The 18,105-nt window shown below is 37.9% G+C and carries 14 protein-coding genes and 1 pseudogene; 3 read left to right on the top strand and 12 right to left on the bottom strand.

From position 1 onward, the window contains the following. Positions 1–23 precede the first annotated feature (23 nt). From ACM26V_RS20875 to ACM26V_RS20850, 6 genes are all read right to left on the bottom strand, one after another. Entirely contained in the window at positions 24–1,622 is a 1,599-nt protein-coding gene (locus ACM26V_RS20875; RefSeq protein ID WP_416148697.1) for a hypothetical protein, read from the bottom strand. Then, the gene (locus ACM26V_RS20870; protein WP_416151932.1) at positions 1,619–2,404 is read right to left on the bottom strand and encodes an ABC transporter ATP-binding protein; all 786 of its coding nucleotides are present in this window, start codon (positions 2,402–2,404) and stop codon (positions 1,619–1,621) included. The genes ACM26V_RS20875 and ACM26V_RS20870 overlap by 4 nt, the downstream gene beginning before the upstream one ends. A gap of 215 nt (positions 2,405–2,619) precedes the next feature. Beyond that, positions 2,620–3,309: a class F sortase gene (locus tag ACM26V_RS20865; RefSeq protein WP_416148696.1), complete on the bottom strand. Its 690-nt coding sequence runs from the start codon at positions 3,307–3,309 to the stop codon at positions 2,620–2,622. A gap of 39 nt (positions 3,310–3,348) precedes the next feature. Continuing rightward, on the bottom strand, positions 3,349–4,728 hold the full coding sequence (locus ACM26V_RS20860; protein ID WP_416148695.1) for a copper amine oxidase: 1,380 nt from the start codon (positions 4,726–4,728) through the stop codon (positions 3,349–3,351). 244 nt (positions 4,729–4,972) lie between these two features. Continuing rightward, the gene (locus ACM26V_RS20855; protein WP_416148694.1) at positions 4,973–5,806 is read right to left on the bottom strand and encodes an anti-sigma factor domain-containing protein; all 834 of its coding nucleotides are present in this window, start codon (positions 5,804–5,806) and stop codon (positions 4,973–4,975) included. Next, positions 5,803–6,363, bottom strand: coding sequence for an RNA polymerase sigma factor (locus ACM26V_RS20850; RefSeq protein WP_416148693.1), 561 nt, complete (start codon positions 6,361–6,363; stop codon positions 5,803–5,805). Before ACM26V_RS20850 ends, ACM26V_RS20855 begins: the two co-directional genes overlap by 4 nt. A gap of 447 nt (positions 6,364–6,810) precedes the next feature. Between ACM26V_RS20850 and ACM26V_RS20845 the strand changes: the two genes are divergently transcribed. After that, positions 6,811–7,011, top strand: a complete 201-nt coding sequence (locus tag ACM26V_RS20845) for a CsbD family protein (protein ID WP_416148692.1) — start codon at positions 6,811–6,813, stop codon at positions 7,009–7,011. A 112-nt stretch (positions 7,012–7,123) separates the two neighbouring features. Here the strand turns inward: ACM26V_RS20845 and ACM26V_RS20840 are convergent, their stop codons facing one another. Beyond that, a complete protein-coding gene (locus ACM26V_RS20840; protein ID WP_416148691.1) occupies positions 7,124–7,795 on the bottom strand; it encodes a hypothetical protein in 672 nt (223 codons plus the stop codon). A gap of 153 nt (positions 7,796–7,948) precedes the next feature. On the opposite strand from ACM26V_RS20840, the gene ACM26V_RS20835 reads away from it, so the two are divergent. Both ACM26V_RS20835 and ACM26V_RS20830 read left to right on the top strand, forming a co-directional pair. Then, positions 7,949–8,257: a hypothetical protein gene (locus ACM26V_RS20835; protein ID WP_416148690.1), complete on the top strand. Its 309-nt coding sequence runs from the start codon at positions 7,949–7,951 to the stop codon at positions 8,255–8,257. Between the two features lie 195 nt (positions 8,258–8,452). Beyond that, positions 8,453–10,396, top strand: coding sequence for a CoA-disulfide reductase (locus ACM26V_RS20830; RefSeq protein WP_416148689.1), 1,944 nt, complete (start codon positions 8,453–8,455; stop codon positions 10,394–10,396). Between the two features lie 362 nt (positions 10,397–10,758). On the opposite strand, the gene ACM26V_RS20825 is transcribed toward ACM26V_RS20830, so the two are convergent. From ACM26V_RS20825 to cydD, 5 genes and pseudogenes are all read right to left on the bottom strand, one after another. Further along, the gene (locus tag ACM26V_RS20825) at positions 10,759–11,199 is read right to left on the bottom strand and encodes an NUDIX domain-containing protein (RefSeq protein WP_416148688.1); all 441 of its coding nucleotides are present in this window, start codon (positions 11,197–11,199) and stop codon (positions 10,759–10,761) included. A gap of 665 nt (positions 11,200–11,864) precedes the next feature. After that, positions 11,865–12,851: pseudogene (locus ACM26V_RS20820) on the bottom strand (zinc-dependent alcohol dehydrogenase family protein). Positions 12,852–12,908: 57 nt separating this feature from the next. Next, positions 12,909–14,114 (bottom strand): alpha/beta hydrolase, encoded by a 1,206-nt coding sequence (locus ACM26V_RS20815; protein WP_416148687.1) that lies wholly within the window; start codon positions 14,112–14,114, stop codon positions 12,909–12,911. 271 nt (positions 14,115–14,385) lie between these two features. Beyond that, positions 14,386–16,116 carry a thiol reductant ABC exporter subunit CydC gene (gene cydC, locus ACM26V_RS20810; protein ID WP_416148686.1) on the bottom strand — a complete coding sequence of 577 codons (1,731 nt, stop codon included), beginning with the start codon at positions 16,114–16,116 and terminating at the stop codon, positions 14,386–14,388. Beyond that, positions 16,113–17,849, bottom strand: coding sequence for a thiol reductant ABC exporter subunit CydD (gene cydD, locus ACM26V_RS20805; RefSeq protein WP_416148685.1), 1,737 nt, complete (start codon positions 17,847–17,849; stop codon positions 16,113–16,115). The genes cydC and cydD overlap by 4 nt, the downstream gene beginning before the upstream one ends. Positions 17,850–18,105 lie beyond the last annotated feature (256 nt).

Raw genomic sequence — 18,105 nt, 5'->3', positions numbered from 1 at the left:
TCTAGCACTTTTCCTTAAGAGGTTTATAACCTCCGCCAAAACACTATATTAGCGATAAATAGAACTGCCCCGTAACCATATATAGCATATTCGAAAGTGGTCATCCAAAAATGCAAACCGAAGAAAATAGGGATCGGGATGAATAACAATAATACTTTCCCCGTTTCCTGTTGCGTCATCTCAAACGACTCGGAGAACGGTACCTTAACATCATTGATCAATTTAAAACAGATCAGTACAAACAAACTTGATACTAACCATACGACTATTAAATCAAACCAAATATTAATGGAAAAAATCATCGTCATAACTATACTAATCACTAAAAAAATCGGGAAATACAATTTCACCATGAATGCTTTCAGCGTCCCTTTGAAAAGGTTACTCATACTCGTAACCGGCAGTGCATGAAAGACCCATGATCCTTTGTAATTTTCTGAATACCTCAGCATTAGAATAATCGTCGGGATCATAAACGAAGTAAAGTACACAGATAAAAAATACCTACTATCAGCAAGTTCAGCAAATGAACTCATCCGTAATTCGTTGAAAATAAGGATAAACGGAATAATAAATGATAGTCCAAAAGAGGGGTACACTTTCAACTTAAATTGACGTTCGTTTTTCATCATCTTTTGTGCAAAGTTGTAAAACGTTCTTTCCTCTTTACTTGCACAAATCCACGAACCAATTCGATCCGACTTACTTTTCTTCGCTATGCCTCGATCCGACAATTTTTCTAAGTTTCGCTCAAACGATGGAATCGACTTGATATAGATATAAATTGAAATAATCGGAACAATCACGGCAAGCAATGAAAAAAGAATCAAATAGCCATCCCTAGCCTGTCCTAATAACACTTCAAACATTGCACCATACCAAATCGGCGGTAGAAACAGATGCCACCACTCGGCAGTAACCGAGAAATCCATATCGATAAATTCAAATGCTCGAATCACGAGTTGGTATCCTACAACAATCGTAAGGGATAGAGCAATTTGTACATAATTAATAATATCCTTTAATTTTTCTCCATCAAAAAATTTAAGAACTAGAATGTACATCAAAGCGGTCATAACTACGATTAATAGATCAATCAAAATAATTTGTGCGAGAAAGACGAGAAAAAACAGAATTCCACGCGTAAATAAACTAACAATCAATGGAATCGCGACGATCGTCCCAGTCAGGATAAACATATATATACTTACATGAACAACCTTTGCGGCATTAACTGTTCTTTTATCGACTGGTTTTGTATTTAAAATATTCTTATCCCTGATATCGAGCAACACTTGTGAGAAATCAGAAATCATCGACGTCATTAAGAGGAACATTAGGACGCCATAAACAAGACTCATTGGAAAAATATAGCTTTCCCTTATTAATACAAACGGAATCAATACCAAACCTAAAAAAGCATAAATCCATAATGATTTCAAAAACTGATTAGAGTCATCATCCTTATTTTTTCCACTGTTATTGGATATCGTCGGAATTCTTCGACGGTCCATTGTCAATTTAATTTGGAGGATTTTACGCATGACGGGATAATTCACACCCAAGAATTGGAATATCCCTTTAAATAAATCGATAAACTTCAAGGAAGGATAATTCTTCATCTCTGTCCTTCTTGAACAACGGAAACAAATTGCTCAGCAATCTGACTATGTTCATCAAATCCTGTTAGTTCGTTAAATATTTCCTCAAGCGTACCGTCTTTATTTTGTCCTTGTAATTCTTCGAAAGTCCCGTCAGCAATCAGCATCCCATCGGCCAGAAGCACAATTCGATGACTAATCTTCTCGACTACCTCCATAATGTGAGAAGAGTAAAAAATCGTTTTCCCCTCCGCTGCCAGTTTCGCGAGGATTTCTTTGACGACAATTACGCTATTTGCATCCAAACCACTTAACGGTTCATCAAGAAACAACAAATCAGGATTATGTAGCAAGCTAGAAATGATCAACACCTTTTGTTTCATCCCTTTGGAAAAAGATGAAATTCTCGTATGATACACTTCCTCAATTCCTAATAGGTTGACTAGTTGTTTCGCTTTTGTATCGACATCACTTGCTTCCATTCCATATAACTCACCGACAAATGTAAAATATTCAAAAGCGGTTAAATTTTCATATAAATCCGCCGTTTCAGGCACATAACCTATTTTTGCTTTATATGAGGAATCCCCTTTAGCAATATCCTCGCCAAAAATTCGAACCTCTCCATCATACTCATCAATAAGTCCAAGCATGATCTTCACTGTGGTACTTTTTCCGGCACCATTTGGTCCAATATACCCGACGATTTCTCCAGTTTCCACTGTTAAGTCAATCTCATTAAGTACTTTCTCATTAGCAAAACTTTTGGATAGTTGTTTTAGTTGTAAAATTGGTTGATCGATCACTCTCACCCACCATCTCTACTAGATTACCCACATTTTAACATGTTGAGAGTGGATTTTGTGCATAGAAACCTTAAATTTCAGCATAACTCTCACATCTTGTGCATAGAACGGCGGTGTTTCAGCATAAAACACAGAATTTGTGCATACCACCGCCATACCACGGCAAATCAAGCCAAAAAACCTGACCAGGCATACCGGTCAGGTCAAGCAATCTATAAATCTTCCTTCAAAACAGTGTAAACGACAAGTCGCTCGTCATGTGTTCCCGCTTCAGTATTAAATTCTCCAGTACATGTAATCAGGTTAAGCTGGCTGCGGTAGGAATAACCGAATATTTGCTGCAAAGGTGCATCATTTCGGTTATACGCTTCACTTTTTTGCACGACGAAGACTTTCTCTTCACCATCACCATCAGTGATAATAATTTCATCTCCCTGCTCGAGCTTATCTAAATCGAAAAAGATGGCTGGCCCTGTTCTGCTATCAACATGTCCTGCTAGAACAGAACTCCCTTGTTCACCAGGCATGTAACCACCTTCAAACCAGGCTACATCTTCCATTTCAGATGGTTCATCCATCTGTCCACTCGCAAGTAAACCGACATGTTCTATCGTCGCATCTACCTCAATTGCAGGAATCACAATTCGAAGAGGAACAATACCTGCTCGCTCATAACTCATGACGGAAGAGCGTTCTCTCTCTGCTAATTCGGACGGGCGTTTTAACGATGTAGTGGGGGAGGAAGCTGACACTTGACCAGCATCCTCACTCCCTTCGTCATCAACTGGAGTAGTTATATTATTTTCAGCCATGTTCGTAGAAATCTCCTCAACCACTTCTTCATCATTCTGAGTGGAACAAGCTGCTAACAGCAGGAACAAACCAAGCATCCATTGCTTCATTGTTATCACCTTTGCATTAAGCTAATTTTTTCTATCAAACTATTGTGTAACAACTTTTCTTCTTGCAATCATTACGATGAATGATGCTAGGAAAAGAGAAGCTACTGTATATAGAATCCAAGTTGAACTTTGGTTCGTTTCACTCATGCCACCAAGCCCTGTTTTAGGCATTTCAGTTGGCATGCCTGACTCAAAGTTTTCAGGGAACTGATCAACGATTGCTCCTGATAGTCCTTCACCTACGCCAAACATATGGGCATACGCTTCACGAATGTTCTCGTAAGCTACTTCATAGTCACCTTCCACATAACTATCAAAAGCGCCAACTAACTGATCAACGTGCATTTGCAATCCATCAGCTAACTCTGTTGCATCCAAACGCTCTTCCGTTGCTGTTTCAAGAAACTCTGCAAATGAGACACGGTATCCATCCAAGTTATCCAATGCTTCTTGTTGTCCCATTTCATCTTCTTCTGCAGTAGCTACGACATAGTTAACAAAGAAGTCAATATGTTCCGTCCACTGATCTTGGAACGCTTCTCCTGCATCATCACCGTAAACTGAAGCAATTGCTCCACTTAAGTCCTCAGTGTTTTGATTCAATGCACCAGCTGTTGCATTAAAGTCTTCTGCGCCATCAATTCCTTTTTGCATTGCAAGAGTTGCTAAAGCTGCATGCTCGGAAAGTAAATGGTTCAAGTCTGCACGTAAATCTGCTGCGGGTGTATCAGGATGAGACCCATCGAAATCATCAGAAAACTGATCGACGATTGCTGTTGATAATCCTTTACCTACACCGAACATATGGTGAATTCCTTCGCGAACATTATCGTACGCTGATTCGAATTCGCCATCATTATATTGGTCAAATGCCCAAACTAGTTGGTCTACGTGCATTTGAAGTCCTTCGGCTAATGCACCTGCTTCAAGTCTTTCGTCAGTTGCAGTTTCAAGAAATTCTGAAAAGTCTGTTCTGTAGTTATCTAATGCCTCTAAAGCTGCTTCACGACCTTCTTCATCATCTTCCGCTGTTGCCGTTACGTAATTAACGAAAAATCCGATGTGATCTTCCCACATTCCGCGGAACTGTTCACCAGCTTCATCACCATAAACACTTGCAATCGCTCCTGTTAGATCGTCAGTATTATTGGCCAAGGATGAAGCTGCTGCTTCAAAATCTTCTGATCCATCAATGCCCTTTTGCATCGCCACCACGGCTAGAAATGCATGCTCTGATAAGTACATATCCAATGTTGCTCTCAAATCTGATGCTGGCGTCGATACGTTCAGCTCATATTCATGACCATTATCCTCATTTCCTTCCTCTCCGTGATCTCCGTGATCTGCTCCGAGAACACCTGCTGGGAATAATAATGCTGCACTAAGCGGTACAATTGCTAATGATCTTTTCCAATTCATCTTAAAACACTCTCCTTGTTTGGTTTGTTTTTTGTTCTTACCCAAGATAACGAGAGGCAGACGAAAATGGATCACTTTTTGGATCAACTTTTTCTAAAAAAAAATTTAAATAGTGGACGAACGTTGTCATGAAAGGCTAAAACAGAAAAAATTTTTTAAAAATTTAGAGTCTGTCATGAACTTTCTTCTATCCAAAATAAAATACCGACGATAAAGTCAATTGACTTTATCGTCGGTATCGATTTTATTGAGAAGCTAAAACAACTTGCCCTTCTGGCTGTTCATTAGCGGGTTGTGGTTCTAACGTAATCGCAATTTGGTCAATTTGGAAATCTTCCATATCACTAATTCTAAATGTCACTGCACCATTGCCATTCTCGTCTATATTAAAGTTTCCTGCCGGATGAGGAGTTTCACCTTCTATGATCCAAGCTTGGAATACTTCCGTTCCAGTTACTCCTGGCATATCTTCTACTTGGATAACTAGATCTACATTTCCGTTTTCAGCAATGATCGTTGCTACCCCTTCGCCTTGAGCACCTTCGTCTTCTGTTGCAGAGAGATTAGAGGTCAACAATACATCTGATACCCCACCAGATTCCTCCTCCGCTTCTTCCAACAAAGCAAAGTAATCAGACTCAATCATATCTCGTTCCATCATTAACTCTTGCTTATTTTGACTCAAGTTTTGTTGCTCATTCCAAAGATATCCGTTACCAATTAGTGAAAGTAACAAAGCTGCTGCAATAGATCCAGAAACAAATGGTGAGATTCCTTTTCGTCGATTGACAACAATCTCATCATCTTTTTTGTTAGACGGTGTCATTCGTATCGTCTCTAATGTTTCGTTTTCTTTTTCATCTGCAAAAACGTTCGACAATACTCTTTCTTTCATACCATTGGGAGGTTCCACAGGCTCTGATATAAAAGGAAGGTCGTCAGTTAATTCTCGCAATTCATCTAACTCCTCCTGACAGGATTCACAACTTTGCACATGCTCTTCGAATGTTTTTGCTTCTTCATTAGATAACTGATCATTGAAGTAATCAATGATTTGATCGCATTTGCGCTTTGTCATTGTAAATCCCCCCTCTCCTCATATAATTCAGCCTTTAAATGTTTTAACGCTAAGCGAATACGCCCTTTTACCGTACCAAGAGGTATATCCACTTTTTCGGATATTTTCCTTTGTGAAAAGCCTTTAAAGTAAAATAACTCTATGATCACCTGTTGATCCTTTTTTAATGTTGTCATGGCTTCACGCAGTCGCTCACCTTGTTGTTTCCATTCTACCATTTGTTCTAATGGAGGTTGATTGTCGTGAAGTTCCACTTCCGTGTGCACTTCTTCTGTGCTGACTTTCTGTTGTTTCCGCAAATAATCAATTGAGGTATGCCTTGTGACCGTTAATAGCCACGATGAAAACTTCCCATATTTAGGTGAATAAGTTCCTGTTCCCTTCCATAGCTTGATCATCACTTCTTGAACAATCTCTTCTGCTACTTCAGGATCCTTCACCATTTTATACGAAAATGAATAAAGAAGACGCTCATATTTGTCGTAAAGAGCTTCCAGCGCGGACTTATCTTTTTCTTGAACGCGCTCATAAAGCTGAAGATCATCAAGTTTTCCCATCTTTATCTCCTCATTCTAGGTAGTCTCCTTACTAATCATAACGAAGGAGCGAACGTTTTGGATCATTTTATATAAAAAAAGATAACAGTACCTATTTCCCTGAAAGGAAAAGTTGAAACTATTTTGTTGCGTTGAAGGGGGGAAGGACATGATAATTATTCTAATCTCAGCATAGGTGGATGGAATTTGTGCATAGACACCTATAATTTCAGCATAACCCACAAATTTTGTGCATAGGACGACGATGTTTCAGCATAAAACACTGAATTTGTGCATACAGCGGCAATTTCATCATAACCCACTATTTTAGTGCATAGAACGACAACGTTTCAGCAAAACACAGTCCAACTATTTTACCATATTCGCTCATTTATGTTTTAGCGGATAAATAATGTGGAACAGTTATTATATAAGAACAATTAAAAACTCTAAAAGGAGAGATATATAATGAATCAAGATCAATTAAAAGGCAAATGGAAACAGCTAACAGGAGAAACGAAAAAGAAATGGGCAAAATTAACCGATGACGATTTAAAACACGTCGATGGAGACAAAGATAAGTTAGTAGGTAAGCTCCAAGAAAGATACGGCAAGTCCAAAGAAGAGGCTGAAAAAGAAGTGGATAGTTGGGAAGAGCAAGAGAAATAAGTATTACAGATAACGAAGAACCGTCATAAATATGACGGTTCTTCGTTTCATTTCCATTGTGCATTTTTATCATGGCCATCCGATGTAATACCAATACGTTTCTTTCACCAGTTCATTTTTCGCCTGGTTCAATATCTATTTCCTCAGAAGAAAAAAGTATTTCATACGCAAACACTCTCTCGTAATTTTCGGCCCATTGATAAAACTCATCTCGATCACCGGAAAAAGATTGCATTGCATTTGGTCCTTCAATCACACCAACACCATTCATAACTAATTCTCCATCGTTCACTGGGCCATCCTTCATCTCTACGTACCCTTTTAATTCTCCTTCATCTAACATATCCATTGTACTTCTTAAACTTCCTTCTTCTGCTTGGATGACATGCGTCCAATAATAACCTTCTTCATCTTCATCAGTATTCCTCATACCTCCCAGCGCAAAGTCAATAGCACCACTATAAAATGAAAACTCGTCATCATAATGCATACCACCGAGTCGGTATTCCGCGATATGTTCACCATACTCATATATATTAATAAAAGAAGTGATATTCTTAATTTTTTCAGGAGCAGTCACTTGCACTCGTATCTTGAAAGTGGTGTCAAATGCACGGTCAAACGGACTTGATCCCATTTCATCTTGATGAACTAAATACCCAATATCTCCTTCTTCTAATGATTGATAGGTTTGTTCACCTTTTCCTATTACAAAGGATAATCCTACTCCAATGACAATGCATACGATAAATCCAAATACTGTCATCTTTGTTAAACTACTCATTCAATCGCCTCCTTCTTTCTATTAGACTACCTGGGCATAGTTGAAATTTCAAGATTTCCCCCAATTTCTTTTTTCGCGACAAAAATCATGAATTCATGTTATGATTTTCAGAGGTTCGACCTGCATAGTGATGAGCAGGAAGGAGGAAATCCAATGTTGCCTTTTATTATTATCGTTGTCGTTGTGATCGCTTTACTTGCGATCTATTTTATAAATATCGGGCTTGTTCGTGTTCAATTAGAGGAGTTGGCACACCGCTATCAAAGAGGTGACAATCTCAGTGGTGACTTGGAAGAATGGGAGTACTATTTGAATAAACTATTCTTGAAACCTTTCGCGACAAAGAAACTTATCGACACGTACGGTGCTAAATTCGAACCATTCGTTCAAGATAATCATCCTACTTATGACTCTAAGGTTCTATCAAAATATAAAAAATACGTACAAAAACAGAATAAATAACTTGCTAGAGACCTTCACAGTGAAGGCCTCTTTTTTTATATTCATCGAAATTTCATTTGTATGAACTTTCACGGGATAGTCACAAGTTATCATTTAAATATATTTACATAGTGGTCAATCAAGGTTAATATACCCATATAGGTATTTATTCAATATTAAACGATTAAACAAATATTCATTAGGAGGTTATTTATTATGTCTAAAAAAATTATTATCGTTGGTGGAGTTGCCGGGGGCGCTACTGCTGCAGCCAGACTTCGACGAATCGATGAAAATTCTCATATCATTGTTTTTGAAAAAGGAGAGCATATTTCATTCGCCAATTGTGGGCTACCATATTATATCGGTGGAACGATCCAAGATAGAAATAAACTACTCGTACAAACGGCCGAAGGAATGTCGCATAAATTCAATCTCGATATTCGCAATTTAACGAAGGTTACTTCAATTAATCGAGAAGAAAAAACCGCCACAGTGCAAAAAGTTACTACAGGGGAAGAATACACAGAATCGTATGACGAGTTGGTTCTATCTCCCGGTGCAAGACCAATCGTTCCTCCTATTCCAGGATTGGATGATACGAGCAATGTGTTTACATTAAGAAACATTCCAGATACAGATAAAATCAAAACATGGGTAGACGACCAAATGCCAAAGAAAGCAGTTATTGTTGGTGGAGGATTCATTGGTTTAGAAATGGCCGAGAATCTTCATGAACGTGGAATTGACGTTACAATTGTGGAAATGGCTGATCAAGTCATGGCACCAATTGACTACGAAATGGCTTCCATCGTTCACGACCACCTTCGCAGCAAAGCGAGATTAATTTTGAATGATGGCGTAAAATCTTTTGCTGAAAACGGTAAAAAAATAGTTTTGAAAAGCGGTCAAGAATTAGAGAGTGACATGACGATTTTATCTATCGGTGTTCGCCCTCAAAATGAATTAGCTGTTTCTGCTAACTTGCCAGTCGGTGAACGTGGTGGCATAATCGTCGACGAGACATTGCGAACTTCGGACCCTAACATTTACGCGATTGGAGATGCGATTGAAGTCAAGGATTACAATCAGCAAACGCCAACGATGGTTCCGCTCGCATGGCCTGCAAATCGTCAAGGTAGAATTGTCGCCGATAATATTTATGGTAAAAATATTAAATACAAAGGCACATTAGGTACCGCCATCGCAAAAGTATTTGACTTAACTGTTGCGGCCACCGGTAATAACGAGAAAACGTTAAAAAAATTAGGCGTTCCATATCAAGCGATTCACGTCCATCCTGCATCAAATGCTGGTTATTACCCTGGAGGTTTCCCCGTGTCATTGAAACTCACTTTCAACCCTGAAAACGGTGCGATTTACGGAGCTCAAGGCGTAGGTATTAATGGAGTTGATAAGCGAATCGACGTGATTGCGACTGCCATCAAAGGCGGATTGACTGTATACGACTTGCCAGAGTTGGAATTAGCGTATGCACCACCGTATTCTTCGGCGAAAGATCCAGTTAATATGCTCGGATATGTCGCATCAAACGTAGCTGACGGAGAATTGGCAATCGTGCACTTCGATAAAATTGATGACATTATTTCCGATGGAGGTTGCCTTGTCGATGTACGAGATCCGATGGAAGTGGAGATGGGCTCTATACCTGGATCGGTCAATATTCCACTAGGCACATTACGTGATAGGTTGGGTGAACTACCATCGAAACAGCCTATTTATGTTACATGTCAAGTTGGTTTGCGAGGTTATTTGGCAACGCGAATTCTCGAACAAAACGGATTCAAGCCAATTAATTTAAGCGGAGGATACAAAACATATTCTTGTGTGAAAAACGTTTGTTCCGATTCCTATCAGGATGATTTAAAACGAGAGAAAAGTGAGAGTTTAAGTCATAATATAGACGTAACAATTGATGCAACTGGACTCTCTTGTCCTGGCCCGATTATGAACTTAAACAAAGCAATGAAAAATTTAGAGAATGGGCAAATCGTCAAGATATCAGTAACAGATCCTGGTTTTACTCGCGACATCGAAGCATGGTGTCAAAGTAACGGGAACACTTTAGTTGATCGAGTTGAAAGCAAAGATAAGATTGAAGCGATTATAGCTAAAGGAGTTTCTGCTGAAGTCAATTAACAACAAATCATGATAAAGCACGAATACCCGCCATGATTTTGGCGGGTATTTCCAGTCGTGTTAAAACGATAAAAATTCTCCTTCAAAAAATCGATCGAATAAAACTTATGATTAACCTCGGAAAAAATACTATTATATCCATTGTCAAATCTAACATAGTAATGAACTGGTCACCTTTGTCTCTACTCTTTTTACTTTTTCTCATAGAATTCTTCCTTCCACATATTTAGTAAGATTTATATATTACAACATTCCATTTATTAACATTTAATCCAGTCAATTCGATCGAATAATTAAAGTAATTATACCGTACCACAGTCATTGTTTGACCTAAACTCATTTCGTCTAAACTATCCACATCCTTATCGAATAAATGCCTTTTCAGATTCTGATAAAGCATCGTTCAACCAATATGGATGCATGTTTAATAGATCTGTCGGTAACTTCGTATGTTCAAAGAAGCTCACTTCTAATGATTCAGAAGAATGACATCTTAGTTTTCCACCGATCACTTCTGCAAGAAAACATGTCGTTATAAAGTGTACGACTTTGCCATTCGGATAAGAAAATACTTGTGATGAAGGTTCTGAATAAACACCAATCAGCTTTGTAATCTTCACATCTAAATTCGTTTCCTCCTTTACTTCTCTCACCGCCGCTTCCGTGACTGTTTCTCCTATTTCCACATGTCCCGATGGAATTCCCCACCTACTTACATCAGCTCTTTTTTGTAATAAAACACGATTGTCCTTATCCAAAATAACCATTGCCACACCTGCTCTTAATTCATCAATTTTCTTCATTTACTAACTCCCCCTTATAAAATTAAAAAGGCCCGAGAGAATAATAATCAGCGCATCACAAATACGCTGAACTTTTCCCCTCGGACCTTTTATGTCAATAGGTGCCTTCTACATTATTGTAAAAGATGTAGCCCTCGGTCACAGACCTATAAATAGCGGAACCCTAGCTACAGTTTTCCAGTTCATTAAATATATAAAATTATTGCTTTCTTCTACGGATTATAACCATAAAAGTTTCATGTCGCCCTATCTGCAATTAGATTCATTCCCGATTCTAACTATCCAATGGTGCTTACGCAAACCTATATTATCATCATGAATAAAACTATTACCACAACTATCAGAGGTAAGACAATCCCGATTAACAACATTCCAATGGAAACAATCCACATTAGTCTTGATGGATTTGTATCCATTAAATTACTTTTCCACAATTTATAAGAATAATGTAATATAATGATTGAAACCAAGGATGAAATAATAGATTTCAGAATAGAACGACCTGGGGTTAATACAGACATATAGTATGAAAACGTTAGTAGCAAAATATAAGTAACACAACCAAAAAATAAATGTCTTGTTTTTATTTTTCTTTTAATATTATCAAAGGTCCCTTGTATAATTGACATCTCACATATCTCCCAAAATTCATCATAAATAATTGGTTACCAAGGCGTTAACATGACTTTCCCTTTATTTTTGCTAGAGTCTTGCACAACACGAACCGCTTCTTTTACATCAACCAAGTTATAAAAAGAATCTGGTGTCGTTAAGTTTAATTTGCTCTCATGAATTAACTTCATCAATTTTATAAATGTTTCTTGCCAAGTTGCACAGAGATTTGTTGATTCCAATGCTTTAAGTGAAACATTTTAATCTTAACTTTCGTTTCACTAGAAATCTTAGACCATTTACAGGTATACCTTAAAGAAGTTCAATGGTTAGTAAAGTTCCTTCTGGACGAACACATAAAGCTAATGCTCTCCCATCTTTCTCGCCAATAGAATCGATTGTAAAAGTTGCACCGACACGCTCTGTTCGTTCAATTATTGATTTTTTTAATGAACTTTCAGTTGTATTAATGACTTCTGAAGCACCAAGTCGAAGTAATTCTTTCGTATGTCCATTGCTTCTAGTCACGGCAATTAGTTGGAAACCGAGAATAGTAGATAACTGAGAATAAATCCTTCCAATTGATGACCCACCTGCATTTACTATTATAGTATCATCAGGTCCTAACCGTAATACTTTGGTACAAGTTATCCAAGCTGTCATTGGATTAATATATAATTGTGTAGCAATATAATCATCCAATTTGGCACAGCAATCGCAAAATCAGCAGATGTTCTTACAAATTCTTGCCATGTTCCTTCCTCTCTTAACGGTAAAACTCGCCTACCTATTAGTTCTCTAGAAACTAAAGAACCGACATCTTCTATAATACCAACTCCTTCGTAACCCGGAACAGTCGGTAGAACAATGCGATGCGAATAAGAACCTCGCACAGGTATAAGATATGAAGGATTAATAGGACGCGCTATCATTCGAACTAGAATATCCCTATCCATCGGTGGTAGAATGTCTCTATATTCAACATTTATTACATCCTCTAGACTTCCACACTCATGAAAACGAATACATTTTGCTTCCAAAATGTAATTCTCCTTTTAGTAAAACTATACATTATTTCAAAAGTCACTTTCGAAATCCTACCTCCTGCCTTGTCCATAAAAATATATTAGCCCTCGCTTTAAACTATCAATCCATTGGATAAAATCATGCCCACCGTTGAACTCGTGATATTTCAGATTGTAACCTTTTGATTGTAATACGTTTCGAAGGTGTCGATTCGTTAGAAGATTACTCGTTCCACCATAATATCTCTGAAATTCATCATCATTCTCCATTTTTCCACACTCGATATAAATATTCGATTCTTGCTTTTCATGATTTGCTATAAACCATGAAAGATATTCTGATTCGTTAAAATCTACTGGACTCCAATATAGTGAACTCGATACCATTAACACATTTTTAAATACGCTAGAATGTAAGTAGGATGTATAAAAAGCACCAATACCAGCAAAGCTAAATCCACATATGCAATGATCGCCCTCTTCCAAAATATACCTTCTATTCTTCAAGTGAGACATAATCTCATAAGCTAAGAAATTAGAAAAACTGCTATTACACCCAAATTCAGCTTCTCTATTATCTCCGTCTCCAATTAATGCGATACTAATTGGCTTTATTTCTCCCATATCTATTAATTGATCGACCATTTTTATTACTGGTAATATACTGGGGTTTAATTCACCATCTAACATCACTAGTAGTGGCAAAGGTTCATTTTTATTTTTAACAACTGGTGTGTATAAGTTAATTTTCCTTTCATGTTCTAGTTCATCACTCCAAATAATAAACTCTTCTGTCTTACCCTTGAGATTCTGATCGAATATCTCTTTCATTTCACTACTCATTCCAACGGTCGAAACCATCGGATTTTCAAACGGATATGGATGTTTGTTCAATGGGTCTTTAATAAAATTCCCTTCTCTTTCTGCAAACTTTTTAAAATCCGGCAAAATATCTAATGGATAAATTAATGAATCGTTAGGTGAGAGAAGATATTGAAACTTTGCATCTTCACTAAGTAAGTATGAACGGTACCATACATTCGTATCAGCTAACTTCACCATTTTATTTCTTTTAAAATCAAGTCCAGCAGGCCCTAAAATAACAACGACATTTTCCAAGGAATCTTCTTCTTTGTATAAAAAGGTAACTAATTTCTTCTTCTCTTCATTCACTTCTTCAATCAATGGACTGCCTTTTTCATTAACTTCTTCCCAAAAATTAACTAACTTATTTTCAGTAATATCAGTTGATAATTCGATTAATCTTGGACTCAACATTTTCTAAACATCCCTTTTAAGATTTAATTTTTTATGAATTACTATTGTTTATAGGTACATGACGCTACTAGTTCATTTTTCAAATCATCAAGATCTTCGACAACTTCTATTTCCCCCATCGAATGCTAGTTAGTTCCTTTAATAGCTTTAAATTTATTTTAACATATTTAACCATTTATAATTTACTTCTTCCCAACTAACAAGGCCACTCGCAAAAACGAACGAACTCAAAAACAGACTTCCTATCTTAGAAAGTCTGCAAATTGATCGGTTATGCGGTAAAAACACTCTTTTCGATTTGTTTCAGTTCATAAAAGTAACCTTTTTGTTGCATCAATTCATTATATGTTCCTGTTTCCAAAATAGAACCTTGCTCCATAACTACGATACGGTCCATCCTCTCCAATCCTGTCAGTCGATGACTAACAAGTAGTAACGTATCATCTTCTGCCTGATCCAAAAGATGTTTATAAATCACTTTTTCGGTTAACACGTCTACAGATGATGTGGGCTCGTCCAATAACCACAGTCGACTCCCTTTTAATAACGACCTGGCTATCGATAAACGTTGCTTCTCACCACCTGAGAGGTTTTCACCTTTTTCTAGTACAGAATTATTTAACGAAAAACCTTCTAATTTCACTTTTGCAAGGGCATCGCCCATTTCCTCATCTGTTAATCCGTCTTTTGCGAGCTGTAAGTTCTCACGAATTGTACCATAGAAGAAATGGTGATCTTGCAGAAGCGTATTCGTGCCAGCCCAAATCGATTCTTCATCCAGTTTTACAACGTCTTTTCCGTTAATCTCTACTTTACCTTTATCAGCTTCATACACTTTCAGAATCAATTGTAGTAACGTTGATTTTCCTGATCCACTCGGGCCAACGATCGCTGTCTTTGAACCTGCTGGAATAGATAAATCGATGTTCTTCAAAGCGTCACGTTCTTCAAATGGATACGCAAATGTCACATTTTCCAGGCGAATTTCCCACGTATTCTGATTATCTATCGTATCTAGGTTACCCTTCTTAGCGCTGGATTCTTTAACCTCTTCGTTCTCAACAACCGAATGTAACCGTGTTGCAGCTAGCCGACTTTCTTCATAATAACTAGGAAAAGCAGCCATCGGAACGGCGTTTTCAAACACCGTCAGGGAAATCATCACGAGCATCGCCAGAAAGACGCCTTCCAATTCTCCAAGTGTGACTAAATACGCACCTATCGCAAGAACCAACCAAGAAATTATCATCGTAATACCACTATTCAAAGATTGACTAAACAATGCTCTCGTTCCATCTTTCTCTTGCTCGCCAATATAAGCATCAGATGCTTCAATTAATTGATTCTCTTGTTCCGTCAACTTTTGATGAATTTTTAAATCGCGGAAACCGTATAAAAACTCCGTTGCTGATATCGATAACTCACCACGTTGCTCTCTCACTTTTCTTTCTAAATTATTCTGCTTCATAGCAAACCACGCCGGAATAATGAACCCAGTTAATAGCACACCAACAATTAAGATCACACCTATTTGTAATGAGAAAAACATCGTAAACGCAATCGTCGCTAAGAACACCGTCACCATTACAATTGGTGGATAAAATACTCGTAAAAAGAAGTTTTGCAAACTTTCTACATCACCAACAATTCGAGACAATAAATCACCACTACGATATTTATGAAAAATCTGTGGTGCTAACGGAACTAATTTTTCGAAAAAATGGACGCGCAAGTTACTTAATATCGTGAACGTTGCTCTGTGTGAGTAATAGCGTTCGGCATAACGGCTTAATGCTCTCGTGAAACTAAAAAATTTCAGTGCTGCGATGCTGACGGTCAACACATAAAGCGGAGAGGTAATAGCCGCTCTTGATATTAAGTTACCACTTGTAGCAAATAAACTTACTGCTGCAACCCCGGTAAGGAAGCCGAATAATACAGAAAGAAGGATATCTTTTTTTTCTTTCAACATCAATGTGATGATCATTCCTATCTCTCTCATCTTACATCGCCCCCTTGTTGGATTTGTACCATTTCTCGGTATGGTGTTGAACTTTCCACCAACTGATTATGTGTTCCTTTTGCAACAAGTTTGCCATTTTCAATGAAAAGAATTTGGTCTGCTCTCATAATTGTATGAAGCCTGTGCGCAACCGTGATGACAGTTGATGTTTTTCCGAGTTGTTTCATTGACGTTTGCAAGATTTTTTCTGTTTTTAAATCCAATCCAACCGTTGGTTCATCAAACAAGATTACCGTTGGCTTTTTCAAAAATGCTCTTGCGATAGCAACTCGTTGTTTCTCCCCGCCAGACAGCCCGCGGCCGCCCTCACCAATTTTTGTCTTATATCCCTTTTCGAGAGATGCTATCATTTCAGCAATTCCTGCTTTTTCGGCAGCTTCGATGACATCTTCTCTAGCAACATCTGTAGACCTTCCAAGGGCGATATTTTCTTCGATCGTACCTGAAAAAAGGTAAGGGCTTTGCGAAATATAACTTAACTGATCAAACCACTCCGATTCCTTGTAATCAGACAACGGCCGACCTTGAACACAAATAGACCCTTCTGTTGGAGAAACTAACCCTGATAATAGATGTAACAGCGTCGATTTACCAGCACCGCTTCGCCCAACAATGGCTACCTCACTATTTGCAGGTAACGTCGCCTCAATTTGATGTAGGGCAAAACGATCTTCTCCATAAGAAAAGCTAATGCCACGAAGGTCAATCGAAGGCGGCTCATCACCCTTCACATCAAGAGATTGATTGCCCCATTCGACCGGCCTCTCCTCTTCTTTCAATTCCTCTGCTATTCGCGTAGCTGCCCCCATACTACCTCTCCCGGTATGAAACGCACTTCCCAGTTCTTTTAGTGACGCAAAAAATTCCGGTACAAGAATCAACACGAAAAACGCAGTAAAGAATGTCAATTGATCATAAATTACGAGCCTCAGTCCTACTTCTAACGCAACCAGGGCTGTTCCTAGCATTGAAATAAACTCAAGCATCAGTGATGATAAGAAAGCAATCTTCAGCACATCCATCGTTGCCTCACGATAATCGAGGCTACTTCTACGTATGTCTTCTTTTTTGTCTTTCGCGCGTCCGAAGAACTTTAAAGTTGATAATCCCTGCAATATATCCAAGAACCGACCTGAGAAAATCGCCATTTTCTCCATCTGTTCTTCAGATTTTTTCTGAGTATTCTTCCCGATAATAATCATCATGATTGGAATAAATGGTGCTGTTACGAGTAATATCAGCCCTGATACCCAATTGAAAGAAAACACGGCGACTAACATCATCACCGGTACAATCGTTGACTGAATCATTTGCGGATAATAATGATTGAAATAACTCTCAATTTCATCAACGGAGTCTAACATCACACTGACTTTTCCACCTGATTGCCCCTTTATTGATGCCTGAATAGGGTTGCGAGCATATTTTTGCAGAAGTTGTCTGCGCACATCTGACTTGACCTTGGATCCCATTCTTAAACCTGTTCGTCCATTCACAAAAGAAAAAGCAGCCCGTGTTGCTAAAGCTAGCAAAAGCCCACCTAGCCAAGGTAAAATGTCTTGGAATGACCCGTCATTCAAGAATATATGATCAACAATAGCGACAATGAAATACGCTTGTGCAATTATTGCAAATCCAATTACTATTGAAGCTACCAGCAATAGTGATCTATTTCTTTTTTGGGATTTTGCCATCTGTTTAAGCTCGTTCATAACGTTCAACGTCTCCCCGTTTTCACTTTGTCCACAGTGTTAATAACTTCTATTCTAAAGGATGTCGCATTGAATCGCACAACAAAACCCTCAATAATATTATGACACTTTCGTGACAATTCTAACTTATTTTTGGTAAATATATCTGAATCATAATATTAGGCACTTTGAGATTAAAACAACATTGCCTTTTCAGCTAAGAAAACACCCATTATTTTCATAACATATCAATTTCTTTTTTCACAAAAAATGAAGC

This window comes from Salipaludibacillus sp. HK11 (genome assembly GCF_047795645.1).
Taxonomy (GTDB): domain Bacteria; phylum Bacillota; class Bacilli; order Bacillales; family Salisediminibacteriaceae; genus Salipaludibacillus.
Note: the sequence above shows the minus strand (reverse complement) of the source record. Positions and strands in the feature narration are given on the sequence as shown.